Origin of the sequence: Paenibacillus sp. SZ31 (genome assembly GCF_012912005.1) — a bacterium.
Classification (GTDB): domain Bacteria; phylum Bacillota; class Bacilli; order Paenibacillales; family Paenibacillaceae; genus Paenibacillus.
The window spans coordinates 371,731-387,965 of sequence record NZ_JABBEA010000004.1 but is presented as its reverse complement, the minus strand read 5'-3'; the positions used below and the strand labels follow the sequence as shown (position 1 = coordinate 387,965).

At 48.9% G+C, this 16,235-nt stretch carries 13 protein-coding genes; 9 read left to right on the top strand and 4 right to left on the bottom strand.

The window, feature by feature from the left end:
- Position 1 precedes the first annotated feature (1 nt).
- The 5 genes from HF638_RS11630 to mglC all read left to right on the top strand — a co-directional run bounded on the left by HF638_RS11630 (position 2) and on the right by mglC (position 6,799).
- Positions 2-1,795: a cache domain-containing sensor histidine kinase gene (locus tag HF638_RS11630; RefSeq protein WP_169480333.1), complete on the top strand. Its 1,794-nt coding sequence runs from the start codon at positions 2-4 to the stop codon at positions 1,793-1,795.
- The gene (locus tag HF638_RS11625) at positions 1,776-2,948 is read left to right on the top strand and encodes a substrate-binding domain-containing protein (protein WP_169480332.1); all 1,173 of its coding nucleotides are present in this window, start codon (positions 1,776-1,778) and stop codon (positions 2,946-2,948) included. The genes HF638_RS11630 and HF638_RS11625 overlap by 20 nt, the downstream gene beginning before the upstream one ends.
- Positions 2,949-3,122: 174 nt before the next feature.
- A complete protein-coding gene (locus HF638_RS11620; protein WP_036672480.1) occupies positions 3,123-4,184 on the top strand; it encodes a galactose ABC transporter substrate-binding protein in 1,062 nt (353 codons plus the stop codon).
- Positions 4,185-4,258: 74 nt separating this feature from the next.
- Positions 4,259-5,764 carry a sugar ABC transporter ATP-binding protein gene (locus HF638_RS11615; RefSeq protein WP_169480331.1) on the top strand — a complete coding sequence of 502 codons (1,506 nt, stop codon included), beginning with the start codon at positions 4,259-4,261 and terminating at the stop codon, positions 5,762-5,764.
- A gap of 15 nt (positions 5,765-5,779) precedes the next feature.
- A complete protein-coding gene (gene mglC / locus HF638_RS11610; protein ID WP_036606383.1) occupies positions 5,780-6,799 on the top strand; it encodes a galactose/methyl galactoside ABC transporter permease MglC in 1,020 nt (339 codons plus the stop codon).
- A 276-nt stretch (positions 6,800-7,075) separates the two neighbouring features.
- Here mglC and HF638_RS11605 read toward each other — a convergent pair whose 3' ends face one another.
- Positions 7,076-7,411, bottom strand: a complete 336-nt coding sequence (locus HF638_RS11605) for a hypothetical protein (protein ID WP_169480330.1) — start codon at positions 7,409-7,411, stop codon at positions 7,076-7,078.
- 260 nt (positions 7,412-7,671) lie between these two features.
- Between HF638_RS11605 and HF638_RS11600 the strand changes: the two genes are divergently transcribed.
- Entirely contained in the window at positions 7,672-9,243 is a 1,572-nt protein-coding gene (locus tag HF638_RS11600) for an ATP-binding protein (protein WP_248278112.1), read from the top strand.
- A gap of 131 nt (positions 9,244-9,374) precedes the next feature.
- Here the strand turns inward: HF638_RS11600 and HF638_RS11595 are convergent, their stop codons facing one another.
- The 3 genes from HF638_RS11595 to HF638_RS11585 form a co-directional block, all read right to left on the bottom strand.
- Positions 9,375-11,207, bottom strand: a complete 1,833-nt coding sequence (locus HF638_RS11595) for an ABC transporter ATP-binding protein (RefSeq protein WP_481856152.1) — start codon at positions 11,205-11,207, stop codon at positions 9,375-9,377.
- Positions 11,191-12,975, bottom strand: coding sequence for an ABC transporter ATP-binding protein (locus HF638_RS11590; RefSeq protein WP_169480328.1), 1,785 nt, complete (start codon positions 12,973-12,975; stop codon positions 11,191-11,193). Before HF638_RS11590 ends, HF638_RS11595 begins: the two co-directional genes overlap by 17 nt.
- A gap of 103 nt (positions 12,976-13,078) precedes the next feature.
- Positions 13,079-13,513, bottom strand: coding sequence for a MarR family winged helix-turn-helix transcriptional regulator (locus tag HF638_RS11585; protein WP_169480327.1), 435 nt, complete (start codon positions 13,511-13,513; stop codon positions 13,079-13,081).
- A gap of 193 nt (positions 13,514-13,706) precedes the next feature.
- On the opposite strand from HF638_RS11585, the gene HF638_RS11580 reads away from it, so the two are divergent.
- The 3 genes from HF638_RS11580 (at position 13,707) to HF638_RS11570 (ending at position 16,144) form a co-directional block, all read left to right on the top strand.
- Positions 13,707-14,645: an NUDIX hydrolase gene (locus HF638_RS11580; RefSeq protein WP_211175598.1), complete on the top strand. Its 939-nt coding sequence runs from the start codon at positions 13,707-13,709 to the stop codon at positions 14,643-14,645.
- A gap of 91 nt (positions 14,646-14,736) precedes the next feature.
- Complete coding sequence (locus tag HF638_RS11575; RefSeq protein ID WP_169480326.1) at positions 14,737-15,222, top strand: NADAR family protein; 486 nt, start codon at positions 14,737-14,739, stop codon at positions 15,220-15,222.
- The gene (locus HF638_RS11570) at positions 15,215-16,144 is read left to right on the top strand and encodes a TIGR02452 family protein (protein ID WP_169480325.1); all 930 of its coding nucleotides are present in this window, start codon (positions 15,215-15,217) and stop codon (positions 16,142-16,144) included. The genes HF638_RS11575 and HF638_RS11570 overlap by 8 nt, the downstream gene beginning before the upstream one ends.
- Positions 16,145-16,235: the final 91 nt, after the last annotated feature.

Sequence of the window (16,235 nt, the reverse complement as noted above, 5' to 3'; positions counted from 1 at the left end):
CATGGGAGTTCAATTGCGCTCTCGTCTGCGTTCCTCCAGGGTCAGCAGTATCCGGTTTATTATTACGTGGTCCTTCTCCGTCTTCATCGTCTTAGTGCTGACCATCATGGCGATGCTTCTGCATGACAAGTTCACGCAGGCTGCCGAGCGAAGTGCGGAACTGACGACAAGACAGATTGTGGATCAGGTCAGTTATAACCTGGAGGATTACGTCCGCAGTATGTCGCATCTGTACCGTGCCATTGAGGAACACATGCTGCGTGACGGGACATGGGAAGGGGAACAGGTAGACAAACAGCTCGACACACTGCTCAGCAGTCGTGAGGATATCATCTCGATAACTCTGCTTGATTCCAAGGGGCAATTACTGAAGAACCGACCTACAGCCGAATTAAAACCGAGTGCCCATGTGACACAGCAAGGGTGGTTTCAGTCTGCGCTTCGCGTACCAGATCACCTGAGTTTCTCGTTACCTCATATTCAGAATATGTACTCAGGCCCATACAAATGGGTCGTTTCTATGAGCAAAGGCATAACGATACGCCAAAATGGTCAGGATCGGCAGGTCATCCTGCTGGTCGATATCAACTTCAAACAGATGGATGAACTGAGCCGCCGGGTCAGTCTGGGGCAACGGGGATACGTCTATATTATCGATGAAAGTGCGGGTAATATCGTGTACCATCCACAGCAGCAATTGATGTATATGGGTCTCAAAAGCGAGAATATCGAACAGGCTTTGGTGGCTTCCGGCAGTTATGAAGATGAAGCAGATGGGCAGAAAAGGCTGAATACCGTGAAGTCCGTTGCCAATATCGGGTGGAAAATCGTTGGTGTCGCGTATCTGGATGAGATTATGACTACCCGTCAGGAAGTGAACGGATATCTCATTCGTGTACTGGTGGTAGTGCTGGTGCTGGTCATTCTCGTCTCGTTGTTCCTATCCTCGAGTCTGACTCGCCCGATTCGGCGAATGGAACGCAAGATGAAGGCCGTGGAGCGTGGGGATTTCAACGTGGAATTGCCTATTGAAGGGCCGCTGGAGGTGGAACGTCTATCTCGTCGCTTTAATCTGATGGTCCATAAAATTCGCACCCTGATGGATGAGATCATCCATGAGCAGGAACAAAAGCGGCGTCTGGAGCTGGAGGCTTTACAGGCTCAGATTAATCCACATTTTCTATATAACACCCTGAATTCGGTGGTACGCATGGTAGGCATGAGCCGCAACGAAGAAGTGATTACGATGATCACGTCTCTCTCTCGCCTTTTCCGCATCAGTCTCAGTCAAGGCAAAACGATAATCACAATCAGGGAAGAGCTGGAGCATGCGCAGCATTATTTGACGATTCAGCAGATGAGGTTCAAGCGCAAATTCAACTTTACCATCAATGCAGATGAGACGCTTCTGGATTGCCTGACATTGAAGCTGGTGCTGCAACCCCTGATTGAGAATGCCATTGTTCATGGCATCGAGTACCATATGGACGAGGGATGTATTGAGATCGATGTCTATCGTGAGGACAACAAGTTGGTGTTTCGCATTACAGATAATGGGGTCGGCATGACGGAAGCACAGATGTCAGGGTTATTAAGTGGCAGTCCTGTTGTTAAAAGCGGTGCAGGATCAGGCGTAGCGGTACGCAACGTACATGATCGAATTCGGCTTTATTACGGGGAGGCATATGGCCTTGAATTTGCAAGTGAGTTGGAAGAAGGCACCACGGTCTGGATGCGGATTCCCATTCAATCGCAGCAGAAGGAGGGCGAGCCTGATGACGGACAACCGAGTTAATAGGAACGATGACCATAGCGTTGAAGGATTGAACATCCTTATGTTTTTGAAAAAGGTTGGTGCGAGCTTCCCTGGATTTCGGAAACGTCGATGGTTAACTCTGACAGCCGCAAGCTGCTGTCTGCTACTATGCGCTGCCTGTGGCATATTGAGTCCTGATGCTACGGCAGTACCGCCACGTATCGCGCTGATTACGCCAGCTGGGACAGGGGAACTTGCGGAAGCCATCCGGCTTGGTGCCGAAGCGGCTGCCAAAGAGAGTGGGGCGGAGCTGATGACCGTGGAGGCATACCCTTCCGACGGTAATGTGTATACGCCATCCATTCCAGACTCCGTTGGTAGTCAGATACAGGCTAAGCAGGCCAATACGGGCCGTGGAACGTTGTCTCGCAGTGTGCGGGAGCAGGCCCAGGTGAAGGCCGCCGCATCGGCTCTGAAGCAGGGGGCATCAGCTCTATTGGTTGATCCCCTAAGTGAGAAAGCACTTAGTGACATCATTCAGGAGGCACAGACAACAAATTCCGATGGAACCATTGTTCCTGTTATTGTGCTTAACGATGAATTTCCCGTGAAAGGCATCACCAGTTTCATCTCGATGGATAATGTTGAGGCGGGAAGGCAGGCCGGCCAGGCTATGGCGGAGCTCTTGGAAGGGAAAGGGCATGTGGCCTTATTGGGCCCCGATCCTCTTAATTCTGGTCTGATTCAGAGAGAGCAGGGAGTTATGGAAACCTTGGTACAGTATCCTAATATTCAAGTGGAACCCAAATCGATATGTAATACACGGGATGGATGTTGGCAGACTGCGAAGCAATTGCTGGACCAGCAGGAGGTAGATGGTTTCATTACTCTTCAGGAACCGGCTTCTCTGGGAGCAGCCGATGAACTGAATCGACGCAACTCTGCGGACAAGGTAAGGATTGTTGGATTTGGCAGTGAACAACAGCAACTGGAGCAATTGCAAGAAGGAGTCTTTGATCATCTCATCGTCCAGAATGGATACAGTGCAGGTTATCTGGGATTGAATCAAGCTGTTGCGCGGCTGAACAATCAACAGGTGCAAGCGAGAGTGTTACTTGAGACCAAGCTGGTTAGTACAGACAATATGTTCTGGATGGATAACCAGAAGCTGTTGTTTCCTTTTGTACAATGAACCAATGCTGGAACGAGTGCCGGAACGAATACTGAATGAAGAAATTAAGGTGTTTGTTAACTTGAGGAAGATTTCGATAGAACAGGTGAAGATATTGTATTCGAATTTAATGTAAACCCTTTCATAATAAAGACATCGGTGAAGCCGAATGAACTTGGGGGAGGTCATTAGGATATGAAGAAAACATGGATGACACTGTTGATTACGGCATGTATGGTTGTGGCGGCGGGGTGTAGTAGCGGCGGAGACAGCGCAGGTGGAAGTACGGGAACAGATACAGGAGGCCAGACAGCAGCCGGTACGGAAACGCCCAAGATTGGTGTTGCCATCTACAAATTTGATGATACATTCATGACGGGTGTACGTAATGCGATGACCGCAGCAGCGGAAGGCATTGCGACCCTGGATATCGTAGATAGCCAGAATGCACAGCCGACCCAGAATGAGAAAGTGGATCTGTTTGTGTCCAAGAAATACAATGCAATGGCCGTGAACCCGGTGGACCGGACGGCGGCAGGTGTCATCATTGACAAGGCTAAGGCAGCGAACATTCCAGTGGTATTCCTCAACCGTGAGCCAGTAGCTGAAGATATGAACAAATGGGATAAAGTGTACTATGTAGGAGCAAAAGCGGAGGAGTCCGGTACGATCTCCGGTCAGCTGATTGTGGATTACTGGAAAGCACATCCGGAAGCGGACAAAAACGGCGATGGCAAACTGCAATACGTCATGCTGAAAGGGGAACCGGGTCACCAGGATGCAGAGCTTCGGACCAAATATTCGGTTCAGGCGATCCAGGATGCCGGTATCGAAGTGGAAGCACTGGCGGAAGACACGGCGATGTGGGACCGGGTGAAAGGTCAGGAGAAAATGCAGGCGTTCCTAGCCTCCCATGGTGACAAGATTGAAGCTGTGCTCGCAAACAATGACGACATGGCCTTGGGCGCCATTGAGGCTTTGAAAGCAGCCGGATACTTCAAGGATGGCAAATCCATGCCGGTGGTAGGTGTAGATGCAACAGCTCCAGCCATTCAGGCTCTCCAGGATGGCACGATGCTGGGCACGGTGCTCAATGATGCCAAGAATCAGGGTGCAGCCACGGTAGCACTGGCTTCCGTACTTGCCAAAGGTGAGACACCAACAAAGGAAAATACCAAATATGACATTACAGATGGTAAATATGTCTGGATTGCCTACAAAAAGATTACAAAAGACAACATTGCCGACGCCCAATAACAGTACGAGACAGGGACGTCCGTCATTCGGGTAGCGTCCCTTTTTTGCCGGTCATATGGAAGGGAGGAACCAAGATGGAGTCACCTTACCTGCTGGAGATGAATGGAGTTTCCAAAGCATTTCCGGGTGTGCAGGCACTAAGTCAGGTCACATTGAAAGTAAAGCCGGGGACGGTTCACGCCTTGATGGGAGAGAATGGAGCGGGGAAATCCACACTTATGAAATGTCTGTTCGGCATGTATCGCCCGGATGAAGGAACGATACGCATCGAAGGAAAGGACGTGGATATTCCGAATTCCAAAGCGGCACTTCAGCAAGGCATATCCATGATTCATCAGGAGCTGAATCCGGTCCCGCATCGTCCGGTGATGGAGAATATATGGCTGGGTCGTTTTCCGATGAGGGGAATACTGGTGGACGAGAAACGGATGTATATCGATACGCTGGCCCTGTTCAAGGACTTGAACCTTGATATTGATCCGAAGACTCAGGCGGGAACACTGTCTGTCTCCAAGATTCAATCCATGGAAATCGCCAAGGCGGTCTCTTTTCAATCCAAAGTCATCGTCATGGATGAGCCAACTTCTTCCCTGACAGGCAAGGAAGTGGACCAGCTCTTCGCCATTATCAATGAACTGCGCAGTCGCGGCGTATCCATTATCTATATTTCACACAAGATGGAGGAGATCCTGACGATCTCGGATGAAGTGACGATCATGCGTGATGGCTTCGTTGTCGGGACTTGGGATGCCGCTGATTTAACGACAGATCTTATTATTACGCGCATGGTTGGCCGTGATCTGGATGAACGTTTCCCGGAACGGACGAACGTACCCGGTGAAGTGATATTGAAAGCCGAGGGTCTGACATCGAACCAGTCCAAATCGTTTCGTGATGTATCCTTTGAGCTGCGAAAAGGTGAAGTGCTCGGCATTGGCGGCCTGGTTGGAGCACAGCGGACAGAACTGATTGAGTCTTTGTTCGGACTGCGCGGACTCGCTTCAGGTACCATTTCGATTCATGGGCGCAAGGTGAAAATTAACTCTCCCGCAGCAGCGAAACGTCATAACATTGCGTTGCTCACGGAAGAACGAAGGGTTACAGGGATATTCCCTGTGTTGTCGGTGTATGAGAACACGATCATTGCGAGTCTGGGGCGCTACCGAAATCGTATGGGCTTGCTGGACGAGAAAAAGGGCCGCGAAGAGGCACGCGAACAGACGAAGAAGTTCAGAACCAAAACCCCTTCAGTTAACACGCTAATTCGCAACCTGTCTGGTGGTAATCAACAAAAAGTTCTACTAGCTCGCTGGTTGCTGACCGACCCGGAGATACTTCTGCTGGATGAACCGACACGTGGCATCGATGTAGGAGCCAAATTCGAGATTTACACCATTATTATGGAACTGGCTCGTCAGGGCAAAAGCATTATCATGATCAGCTCAGAGATGCCAGAACTGCTGGGCATGTCGGATCGCATAATGGTGATGAGCGAAGGGCGTCTCACTGGAATCGTGGACGGAGCCGAGGCAACCGAGCAGAATATTATGAGGCTGGCCGCGCAGCAACGGATGGCTTAGTCAGGAGGGAAACAGATGAACACACAGATGATCAATCAAGTAAAACAATATGTCACACAGCGCGCAATCTTTATCGTATTGATTCTGCTCATCATTGGTATTGCGATTGCCGATCCGAATTTTCTGGCCTTCTCCACACTGCGGGACATCTTACAGCAGTCCTCCACACGGGCCATTATTGCGCTCGGTGCAGCCTTTATCCTCGTCACGGGCGGGGTGGATCTGTCCGCTGGACGGGTGGTTGGTCTAACGGCTGTCGTATCGGCATCGATGCTGCAAATTGACGAGTATGCGAACCGCTTCTTCCCCGATCTGCCCCAGTTGTGGGTAGGTCTGCCGATTCTTGTCGGGATTACCGCAGGTTTGTTCGTGGGATTGGTGAATGGACTCATTGTCGCCAAATTACATGTTCCACCTTTTATCGCAACGCTGGGTACGATGGTAGCCGTGTATGGACTGAATTCCATTTATTTTGATACGGAACCTAACCAGTCGCAGCCGATCGGAGGATTGAGACCCGACTTCACTGTCATTGGCTCTGGCTACATTGATCTGGGCGGGGGTTATTCCATCCCTTATATCGTCCTCATTGCGATTGCGGTGGCGTTAATCTGCTGGGTGATCTTTAATAAAACACGTCTCGGCAAAAACATGTACGCGATCGGTGGCAACATTCAGGCAGCGCATGTATCCGGGATTCATGTAGCACGCAACCTGGTTGCCCTGTATGCCATTGCGGGTGCATTGTATGGTCTGGGTGGTGTGCTTGAGGCAGCACGCACAGGCGGAGCAACAAACAATTACGGTAACATGTATGAGCTGGATGCGATTGCCGCATGTGTGGTAGGTGGTGTATCAACGGCTGGAGGTATTGGGACTGTGCCTGGAGTTATGGCAGGTGTACTGATCTTCGGGGTCATCAACTATGGCCTGACGTTTATCGGTGTAAGTCCATACTGGCAGCTGATTATCAAAGGATTGATCATTGTTGCTGCGGTGGCTTTTGATATTCGTAAGTATATGGCGAAAAAATAAGATGAGCCAAAAAAGGTTACACCAGTCACTCCGATGACAGAACAACCTTCTGATCGCTGTTATCCCCAGATTTTTTGATTCCCTTCTAAAGAAGTGAAAATCTGGGGATAGCATATGCTTCCGATGCAGCTTTCTTTCAGAAAGCTTTTAGGCGAACGCTCCGCTTCTTCAGGTTATTTCTGTCTTCTACGTTATCGTGTAAATAATTTGTTCATCTTATATGGAAAAGCAGCAAAGAAGCCAGCCCTCAGGATATAGAGAGCTGGCTTTAATTGTTTAACCATTGACTATCCAATCGATAACGGGGATAAATAGCCCAATAATGCAAAAGAGCAGCATAAATCCGGCGACGTTATAAGATACACTTGTGCCAAAATGTGCACGATATTTTTTGGCAATTAAGAAGGTCGGAATCCAGAAAAGGGCTGCTACCACAAAAGGAATGTGAAGTCCCTGAGTTCCGTTGCTATAGATAGGTATGTTTATTAAGTTGAACAGGTAATGGCTGATCATAAAATTTGTTTTGCCCCATTGGAAGTTAAAGGCGAGACCCATCAACAGTACGAGCAGAGAGAGCGTTCCGAGGCCCAGTGGTTTTCGTTGTGTTGTCATGTAGACTCCTCCATAACTATGATTTTATCCTAAATTAATCCATTAATGTATTGTATCACAATGATGATCCATGCGTAGAATAATTGTTTCACTTTTGCCTATTACAATTCATGCATATGTCCTATTGCCTTCATAATTTATACATTCATGCGAATTTGAGAAGCCTCCACTAATCGACAACATCAGCTAATCATACTCGATATAATACATGTACATAAGTTGTTAGATGTGATTTTTTATGTCAAAGGGGGCGAGGCTATTTGCTAAGTTACACGATGAAAATGGTGATATTCCCACTAGGCTGTCTGCTTGTCATTCTGTCCTCTTATGTTCTAAGGCTTACCCCTCATCCGGCATTGATGTTGTTAGCGGGGACCTTATTGGTAGCGAGTATTTATGGGGAGAGAAGATATCCTGTGCTGCGGATATTTCATTGGATTTTTCTCGGACTATTCCATTATTTCAGTCAACTGAACTGGTGCAACATGCTGTATTATATGCTCATTATTTCGATGATTCAGGATAAACAACGCGTAGCACAGACTTTACCGATCTCACTGCTACTCATGCTGCAATATACGGTGATTCGGCTTTCGTATGTGCCTGTAGATACATATGCTTTGCTGGTTTCGTTATTTGACCTGTTAACCTCAGTTGTTATCATTTTTTTGTATCACACGTTGATTAACAGTGAGGTCGAGAAGCGTCGGCTTCGGGAAAAAAATCGATTTCTAACCCTTCATGATCCGCTTACCGGATTGTTAAATTATGAAGGTTACATGGAAGTGCTGCATAAGACAGTGGAAGAGCGTCGCTCTTTTCTGCTTGTCCTTTTGAATGTCAATAATTTTAGCGGATATAAAAAAGATTCAGAAGATCCCTGGTGTTCGGTGATCACGGGAACAGGCGAAATGATTACCAATCAGTTCACCGAGGCGTATGGCATATCCCGATATGCGGGAGATCGTTTTGCAGTCGTTTTGCCGGAGATACAGGACGTGGAAGAACGAATCGCATCACTACTGTCCGTTCAGCTTCAAGGCCTACAGGTTAGCTATAGCATCTCTCTCTACCCGGAAATGTCGGATACCTTGCAGCACTTTATGACGGTTGCCGAGGACAGGTTACTTCAACAACAGCGCAGCAAATGGCTGAAAAATGAAGAAGAAGTATTCCGTTCCGAAAGGCTAAGAGCTGTAGGGGAACTGGCCGCTGGTATGGCTCACGAAATTCGGAACCCACTCACCGCAATTCGGGGATTTCTGCAGCTGTCACGTGGACAAGCGTACAATATCGCCCCGTGGTATGAAGTGATTATGGGAGAGGTGACGAGGGTAACCGATCTGACGGCAGAATTTTTACAGTTCTCCAAACCACATGCCAATCACATGAAACCGGAACAGTTGGGACACTGCCTTGAACGTGTCATGTCTTTGACCGAGTCAGACGCGGCATCCCGAGGGCATCGGATTACGCTTGAAATGACTAGTGAGCCAGTCATGGTCAACATGGACCGGGATAAAATCGTGCAAGTATTGATCAATCTGATTCGTAACGCTTTTGAAGCGATGGAAGACCCTGGCGAGGTTCATATGGATTTGTTGCAGGACGGGGAAGCAGTACTCGTCTCGATTACAGACACGGGAAGTGGCATTCCGGAAAATTCGCTATCCACGATCTTTAATCCATTTTATACGACCAAAGAAGAAGGAACGGGACTCGGGCTTGCACTCTGCCAGAAAATCGTTCAGGACCACAACGGTAAAATTACCGTCCATAGTGAGATGGGGGTTGGTTCTACTTTCACGCTTCATCTGCCAATGGAGGCGTAACTCGTATAACGGACCCAGAAACAGCAACAACATAATCAATAAACAAAAAAACGCCGTATGGGTCCTGGAGAACCCCATGCGGCGTTTAGTATTTCTATTAACCTAATGTGTAGACCCCACATCGTATCAGATCATTTTAGTTGTCCCTGATGTAACTGATAGTAGAATCCTTGTTGCTGCATCAACTCGTCATGGCTTCCCCGTTCAGCGATCTGTCCATCATCTATGACGAGAATCTGATCAGCTTCACGAATTGTGCTCAGCCTGTGGGCGATGACGAAGCTGGTGCGGTCTTTCATCAATGTGCGCATCGCTTCCTGGATTTGCATCTCTGTACGCGTATCGATGCTGCTCGTTGCTTCATCCAGAATGAGAATGGCTGGATCAGCCAGAATGGCCCGGGCAATGGTTAACAGCTGTCGTTGTCCCTGACTCAGATTGCTTCCCCCGGAAATGATGGGGGTATCGTAGCCCTGTGAGAGTTTGCGGATGAACGAATGTGCATTCGCCAGCTCGGCCGCTTGCCGGATCTGTTCATCCGTTGCGTCCGGTTTGCCGTAGGCGAGGTTGTCGCGAATGGTACCCGAGAACAGGTAGGCATCCTGGAGCACAATGCCGAGTTGTCGCCGCAATGGATCCTTCTCCAGTTCCGAGATGTCATATCCATCAATGGTAATCCGTCCGCCTGTAATCTCGTAGAAACGGGGTAACAGGTTGATAATGGTCGTTTTACCTGCGCCGGTGGGTCCAACAAGTGCAATCATCTCACCCGGTTTTGCGGTAAAGCTAACCTTCTTCAGAATGTCTCGCTCCGCACTGTACCCGAAGGAGACGTCTTCAAATACCACTTTACCTTGAATCTGATCCAGTTGTTTCTTCTGTTCCTCCACATATTCGCCAGGTGTATCCATGATGTGGAACACGCGCTCAGCACCTGCGATTGCAGCCTGAATCAGATTGTACTGATTGGCCAGATCGTTGAGCGGCCGCTCAATCTGGCGGGAGTAAGCGAGAAAGCTGACGATAAGTCCGATGGACGTCAGATCATGATAAGCCATCCATCCACCAACAGAAGCGAGTATGGCAAACCCGATGTTGTTCATTACGTTCATTGTAGGGCCAACCAGACCTGAAACAGTCTGGGCCTGTGTGCTGGATGTGCGCAGTTTCTCGTTCAGGTTCTGAAAATGCTGATGTGCCTGATCCTGACGGTTATAAGCCGCTACAACTTTTTGTCCAGCAATGGTTTCCTGAGCATACCCGTTAAGCTCACCAAGTAATTTCTGCTGGGCGGTGAAGTGTTTGCGTGTTCTTGACGCAATCAGGCGAGTGGCGATGGTAATCAACGGTACCGTTATCAGACTGAGCAGGGTAAGCCGGACATCGAGTGCAAACATGATCGACAAGGAACCAACGAGCAGGATGGCACTAGACATTAATTGAGTTACGCTTTGATTCAACGTTGTAGATACGTTATCGATATCATTGGTGGCCCGGCTCATCAGGTCCCCGCTTTGATTTTTATCAAAAAAGCTGATCGGCAGCTCTTGTAGTCGAGAGAACAACGCATGTCGCAGATCCTTAACGGTCAACTGTGACACACCAATCATGACATAGGATTGAGCCCACATCAGGAGAGAGCCAAGGACATAAACACTCAGCAAGAGGAGACATTCCTTCAGCAAACCCGCTGTTACTTTGGGCACGATATGTTCGTTAACAGCACGGCCGAGAAGATAAGGTCCTGCCAGATTGAGCAGTGTGCCGAGAGCAGTTAGCACCAATGCAGCAATAACTCCTTTGCGATGACGTCCCATGTACGACCATACCCGAATCAGGGCATGGCGAGCATTTTTGGCTCGGACTTTGGGAACAGGTCCTCTTCCCGCTGGTCCGGGTCTTCCAATTGGAGGCACGACCGTTTGTTGATTAGAGGAAGATGCAGGTTTAGCCAAATTGAACATCCTCCTTCCGTTGCTGCGAATAATAGATCGCTTGGTAGTGTGAAGAATGAGCCATAAGGTCATCATGTGTGCCCCGGGCAACGATCTGTCCTTCATCAATGACATATATACAGTCTGCATCCTTCACGGAGGAGATCCGCTGTGCAATCAAAAAGGTCGTGCTGTCTTTCATCAAGGATTGCAAAGCCTTCTGAATGTTCGCTTCCGTACGTAAATCCACAGCACTGGTGCTATCGTCGAGAATCAGCACTTCTGGCCGCATGAGCAGGGCGCGTGCAATGGATATACGCTGTTTCTGTCCACCGGACAGATTGACCCCGCGCTGACCCAGCTCCGTGTCATAGCCATCCTTCAGTTTCATAATAAAATCATCCGCTGCCGCAGCTTGTGCCGCAGCACGTAATTCAGCATCCGTTGCACCGGGCCGGCCGAAGCAAATATTATCCCGGATGCTGCCGCTGAACAGAATGGATTCTTGAAGCACAATAGATACACGGCTGCGAAGATCCTGAAGATCCCAGTGGCGAACGTTCACTCCGTTCACGAGCACTTCACCCTGAGAAGCATCATACAGACGGGGAATCAGTTGCACCAGCGAGGTTTTGCCTGAGCCTGTTGAGCCAATCAGGGCTACTTTCTCACCTGGGCGAGCGATCAGGTTAATTCCTGTAAGTGTATGGTCTCCGTCATAACGGAAAGATACGTCTCTGAACTCCACTTGACCCGCTACGCGTGAAGGAAGGGGAGACGGTTGGTATGAGGACTGCTCACGGTTAGACTGGTGTGACTGTACATTCCCAGAGTTGTTGGTTCCCGATTGAATATCCGGCTCCGTATGTAACACCTCGTTGATCCGGGCAGCAGATACCTTGGCACGGGAGAAACTCATCATCATCATGCCGATCGACGTGAGGGACGAGAGTACAACCGTGACATAGTTGATAAAAGCAATTAGATCCCCGGCAGCAATATCGCCTCCCACTACCTGGAAACCTCCAAACCACAGCACCGCTACAATGGTAACGTTCAGCATCAGGCTGAGTACGGGTGCATTCAGTGTGACAATACGCCAAGCTTTGACGGCAGTTGAGGTGTAATCTTCATTGGATTGTTTGAACCGCTTTTTCTCCAGACGCGCACGTGCAAACGCCTTGACGACACGAATGCCGGCAAGATTCTCCTGAAGGACTGCGTTGACCTGATCGAGCTTGTTCTGAACGCTGGCGAACAGCGGATAGGACGCTTTTATCAGGATAAATAAAATAATAAACAGTACCGGCACAGTCGCAATAAGAATCAAAGCCAGCTTCACACTGATCGTAAATGCCATGATGATACTACCGATGATCAGCATCGGCGAACGAATAAACATCCGCAGCAGCATCTGTACAAAGGTCTGCATCTGGGTAATGTCACTCGTCAGACGAGTAATCAGAGATCCTTCCTGAAACGTATCCAGATTACGGAAGGAGAAGGTTTGAATATGGTCAAACAACTCCTGGCGCAGATCCGTGCCGTATCCCACGGCAGCCTTACTTGAATAGAGTGTACAGCCTGCGCCGCCGACCCAGCCAATTAACGCAACAAGTAGCATGATCAGACCTGTAGTTACGATATGGGACAGGTTGCCTGCAAGCACACCATCATCTACAATACTGGACATCAGCTTGGGCTGGAGCAGGTCCATGGTAACCTCAAGTACCATGAGCAGCGGGGCGAGGATCGCCGCCGACTTATACGGGGTCAAGAATCGTTTTAACGTCCACAATAGTAAATCACCTCAATCTTCATAGCATAAGTGAATCAATTCCATCATACCTTTAGCTGCTTCAAACCAGTTGTTGTTAGCGATATCGCGAGTATGCATCATCTCAGGATTCACGCAGGTTTTGGAGCATACGCTGTGCAAGTGTAGACATCAGCCGGGATTCTTCCGGTGTAAAATCTTTCTCGGCCTGCCGTTCCAACTCCTGAACCACTTCTCTCAGTTCTCGTAGTGCAGAGCGTCCCTGATCCGTCAGGAATACCCGTAAACTGCGCAGATCCTTCGGGTCCGCTTCACGTCTCACATAACCGGACGTTTCCATGCGCTTGAGCATGACAGTTACGGTTGCGGGACTGCGCCGAAGTTGTTCGGCCAGATTTTTCTGGGATTGGCCATCCTCCCGTTCAAGCTGGAACAGCAAAGGCGGCTGGCCCGGGTATAACTCGGGGTGGTTCACAAGTTTTTCATGAACCTTGTAGCGTTTCAGCTTCACGAGTTCGGATAGCTGTCCCATTAACCGATCGTTTTGGACTGGGTTCATATCATCCGCTCCGTTCATATTCATTTAGTTAGTCGACTAACTAAATCATAAGTTTGATTTGACATATCGTCAAGTGATGGGAGCTCATTTATTTTGAACTGGAAATATTGACCTGAGACAAAATGGTGTGATAAATTGATATTATCTAAATGTTAATAACATATTGTTAATAACAGAATGGGGTTTGTATACGATGACTAACGAAGGTTCATCTGGAGGAAAAGCCCCTGATTATCGGGAGCATCAGGATCACGTACATATCAGTGAACAACAGTTTCTGGAAACGTATAATGCTGGTGATTACGAACGTCCTTCCGTCACCGTGGACATGCTGGTATTTACGATACGCACAGAAGTTCAGGAGAACTATCGCAAGCTTGCGGAACCCGAACTCCAGTTACTGCTGATCCGGCGTGGTGGTCATCCCTATCTGGGCCAATGGGCGTTACCGGGCGGATTCGTCTCCATGCAGGAATCATTGGAAGATGCTGCTCGGCGGGAATTGCTGACGGAGACGGGGCTGGATGATATTTATCTGGAACAACTGTACACATGGGGAGATGTGGAACGTGATCCACGTACGCGTGTCATTAGCTGTTCCTATATGGCGCTGGTCGATAGCAGCGAGCTGGAGCTTCAGGCTGGCGATGATGCCAGCGAGGCCAACTGGTTTCGGGTGGAGCAGCGACTTCTGGAAGAAAAGCGGCATATTCACGAGCGTGGACGTGTGACAGAACGCAAGCTTCAGTTGATTTTGACCAATGGAACAGAAGAGTTGTCGGCCATTGTTGAGACGAAAGAAACGGTGGAAGGACGAGTGCGGAGTCATAATTTGACGTTGGGTGAGGTTCAGGGGATTGCCTTTGATCATGCCAAGATCATTCATTATGCGCTTGAACGTCTGCGATCGAAGATCGAGTATACGGATATTGCATTCAATCTGATGCCGGAAACGTTCACACTGACTGCCCTTCAGAAAGTACATGAGATCATCAGTGGCAAAAAGCTGCTGGCTGCCGCTTTCCGGCGCAAAATCGCCGATTGGGTCATCGAGACAGGAGATTATGCGAGCAGTGCCGGTCATCGACCATCACGCTTGTACCGATTGAATCCAGAGAGGCAGACACTGTAGACACGGTAATTATTAATGAAGTAGGACGAAGTGATTCAAGCCAGGGGCGGGATCGCTACAACCATGAGGAACAAGTGAAGAGGGGATATGGATGGAAAAGTTTACATTTTTCTGGCGGACTGTATCTCCGTTCTCACAGTGGCACCCGGCGGATTTTACCGTGAACGGGGTTCACTACACGAGTGCGGAGCAATACATGATGCACCAGAAAGCGCTACTGTTTGGCGATCAGACCATCGCAGATAAAATTCTGAAGGCAAGCTCTGCTTCGGTACAAAAAAAGCTGGGCAGACAGGTCGCAGGCTTCGACCAGACAGTATGGGAAGCGGAATGCCAGCGCATTGTCTACGAGGGCAATTTAGCCAAATTCACACAAAACGAAGAACTGCTAACCGCGCTGCGCGGCACTCGTGGAACGACCCTTGTGGAGGCAAGCCCGGATGATCGCATCTGGGGTGTGGGACTGGCGGAGGAAGATCCGCGTATTCGTAACCGAAGAACGTGGCGGGGAACCAACTGGCTGGGTGAGATTCTGACCCGTCTAAGAGAAGATATAGGAAGGGATTCAGATGAATAATTTTAATAAATCAGCAGGCTCCACTAGCTCCAATCCACGTTCCCTGCGGGCCAATATCGCACAGCAGACGCTGGCTATTCTGGAAGCAGGACAGTATGTAAATGGATATAATCGCAAGGTTGAGATCGGCAGGGATGAGCAGCAGGCCATCCGTAATTCAGTGTTATATCGTCCGTCGGAGCTTTCCGGACTCAGAGAAAAGCTTCGTACAGAAGCTCGCGCAGAAACTCATTCGGTAGCTTCATTAACTGAAGCAGAATCTGAGGCTGTGTCGGTTCGCATTGAGGTTACTGGCGAGACTACACTTGGAGCGGCTTCACGTTTGACGGTAGTTGAAGGAAGAGAAGATGTGGTCTGTTTGAACTTTGCATCGGCAAAAAATCCGGGTGGTGGTTTTCTTGGTGGAAGCCAGGCACAGGAAGAGAGTCTGGCCCGAGCGACAGGACTATACCCGTGCATCGCCCAAATGGATGAAATGTACGAGTACAATCGCAAGCGGCGATCGGGTCTCTATTCCGATCATATGATCTATTCACCTCGTGTTCCCGTAATTCGTGATGATGAAGACCGACTGCTGGACCAATATTATGTATCATCATTCATCACTGCGCCAGCGGTTAATGCGGGTGTGGTGAAAGAGCGTAGAGAGGCTGATGATCTACAGATTGAGTCCGTGATGAAGGAACGTATCCGTTATATTCTGGACGTGGCTGCTTCGAATGGTCACCGCACGATTGTGCTGGGCGCTTACGGTTGTGGAGTATTTCGTAATGAACCGACAGTGGTGGCGAAGTATTTTCATGATGTGTTAGTGGGAGAGGGGTTCAAGGATTCCTTTGAACGAATTGTATTTGCTGTATATGATCGATCCGCAGGTCAGCGAACATTAAAGGCATTTCAGGATCGCTTAACTGGGATATAAACAGAGTAAAATAGATAATAAAAAAACAAAAACCTCTGCTTTGAGCGGAAGAGAGTATGATAACGAACTCTGATCCCGTCTCTAAAGAGAG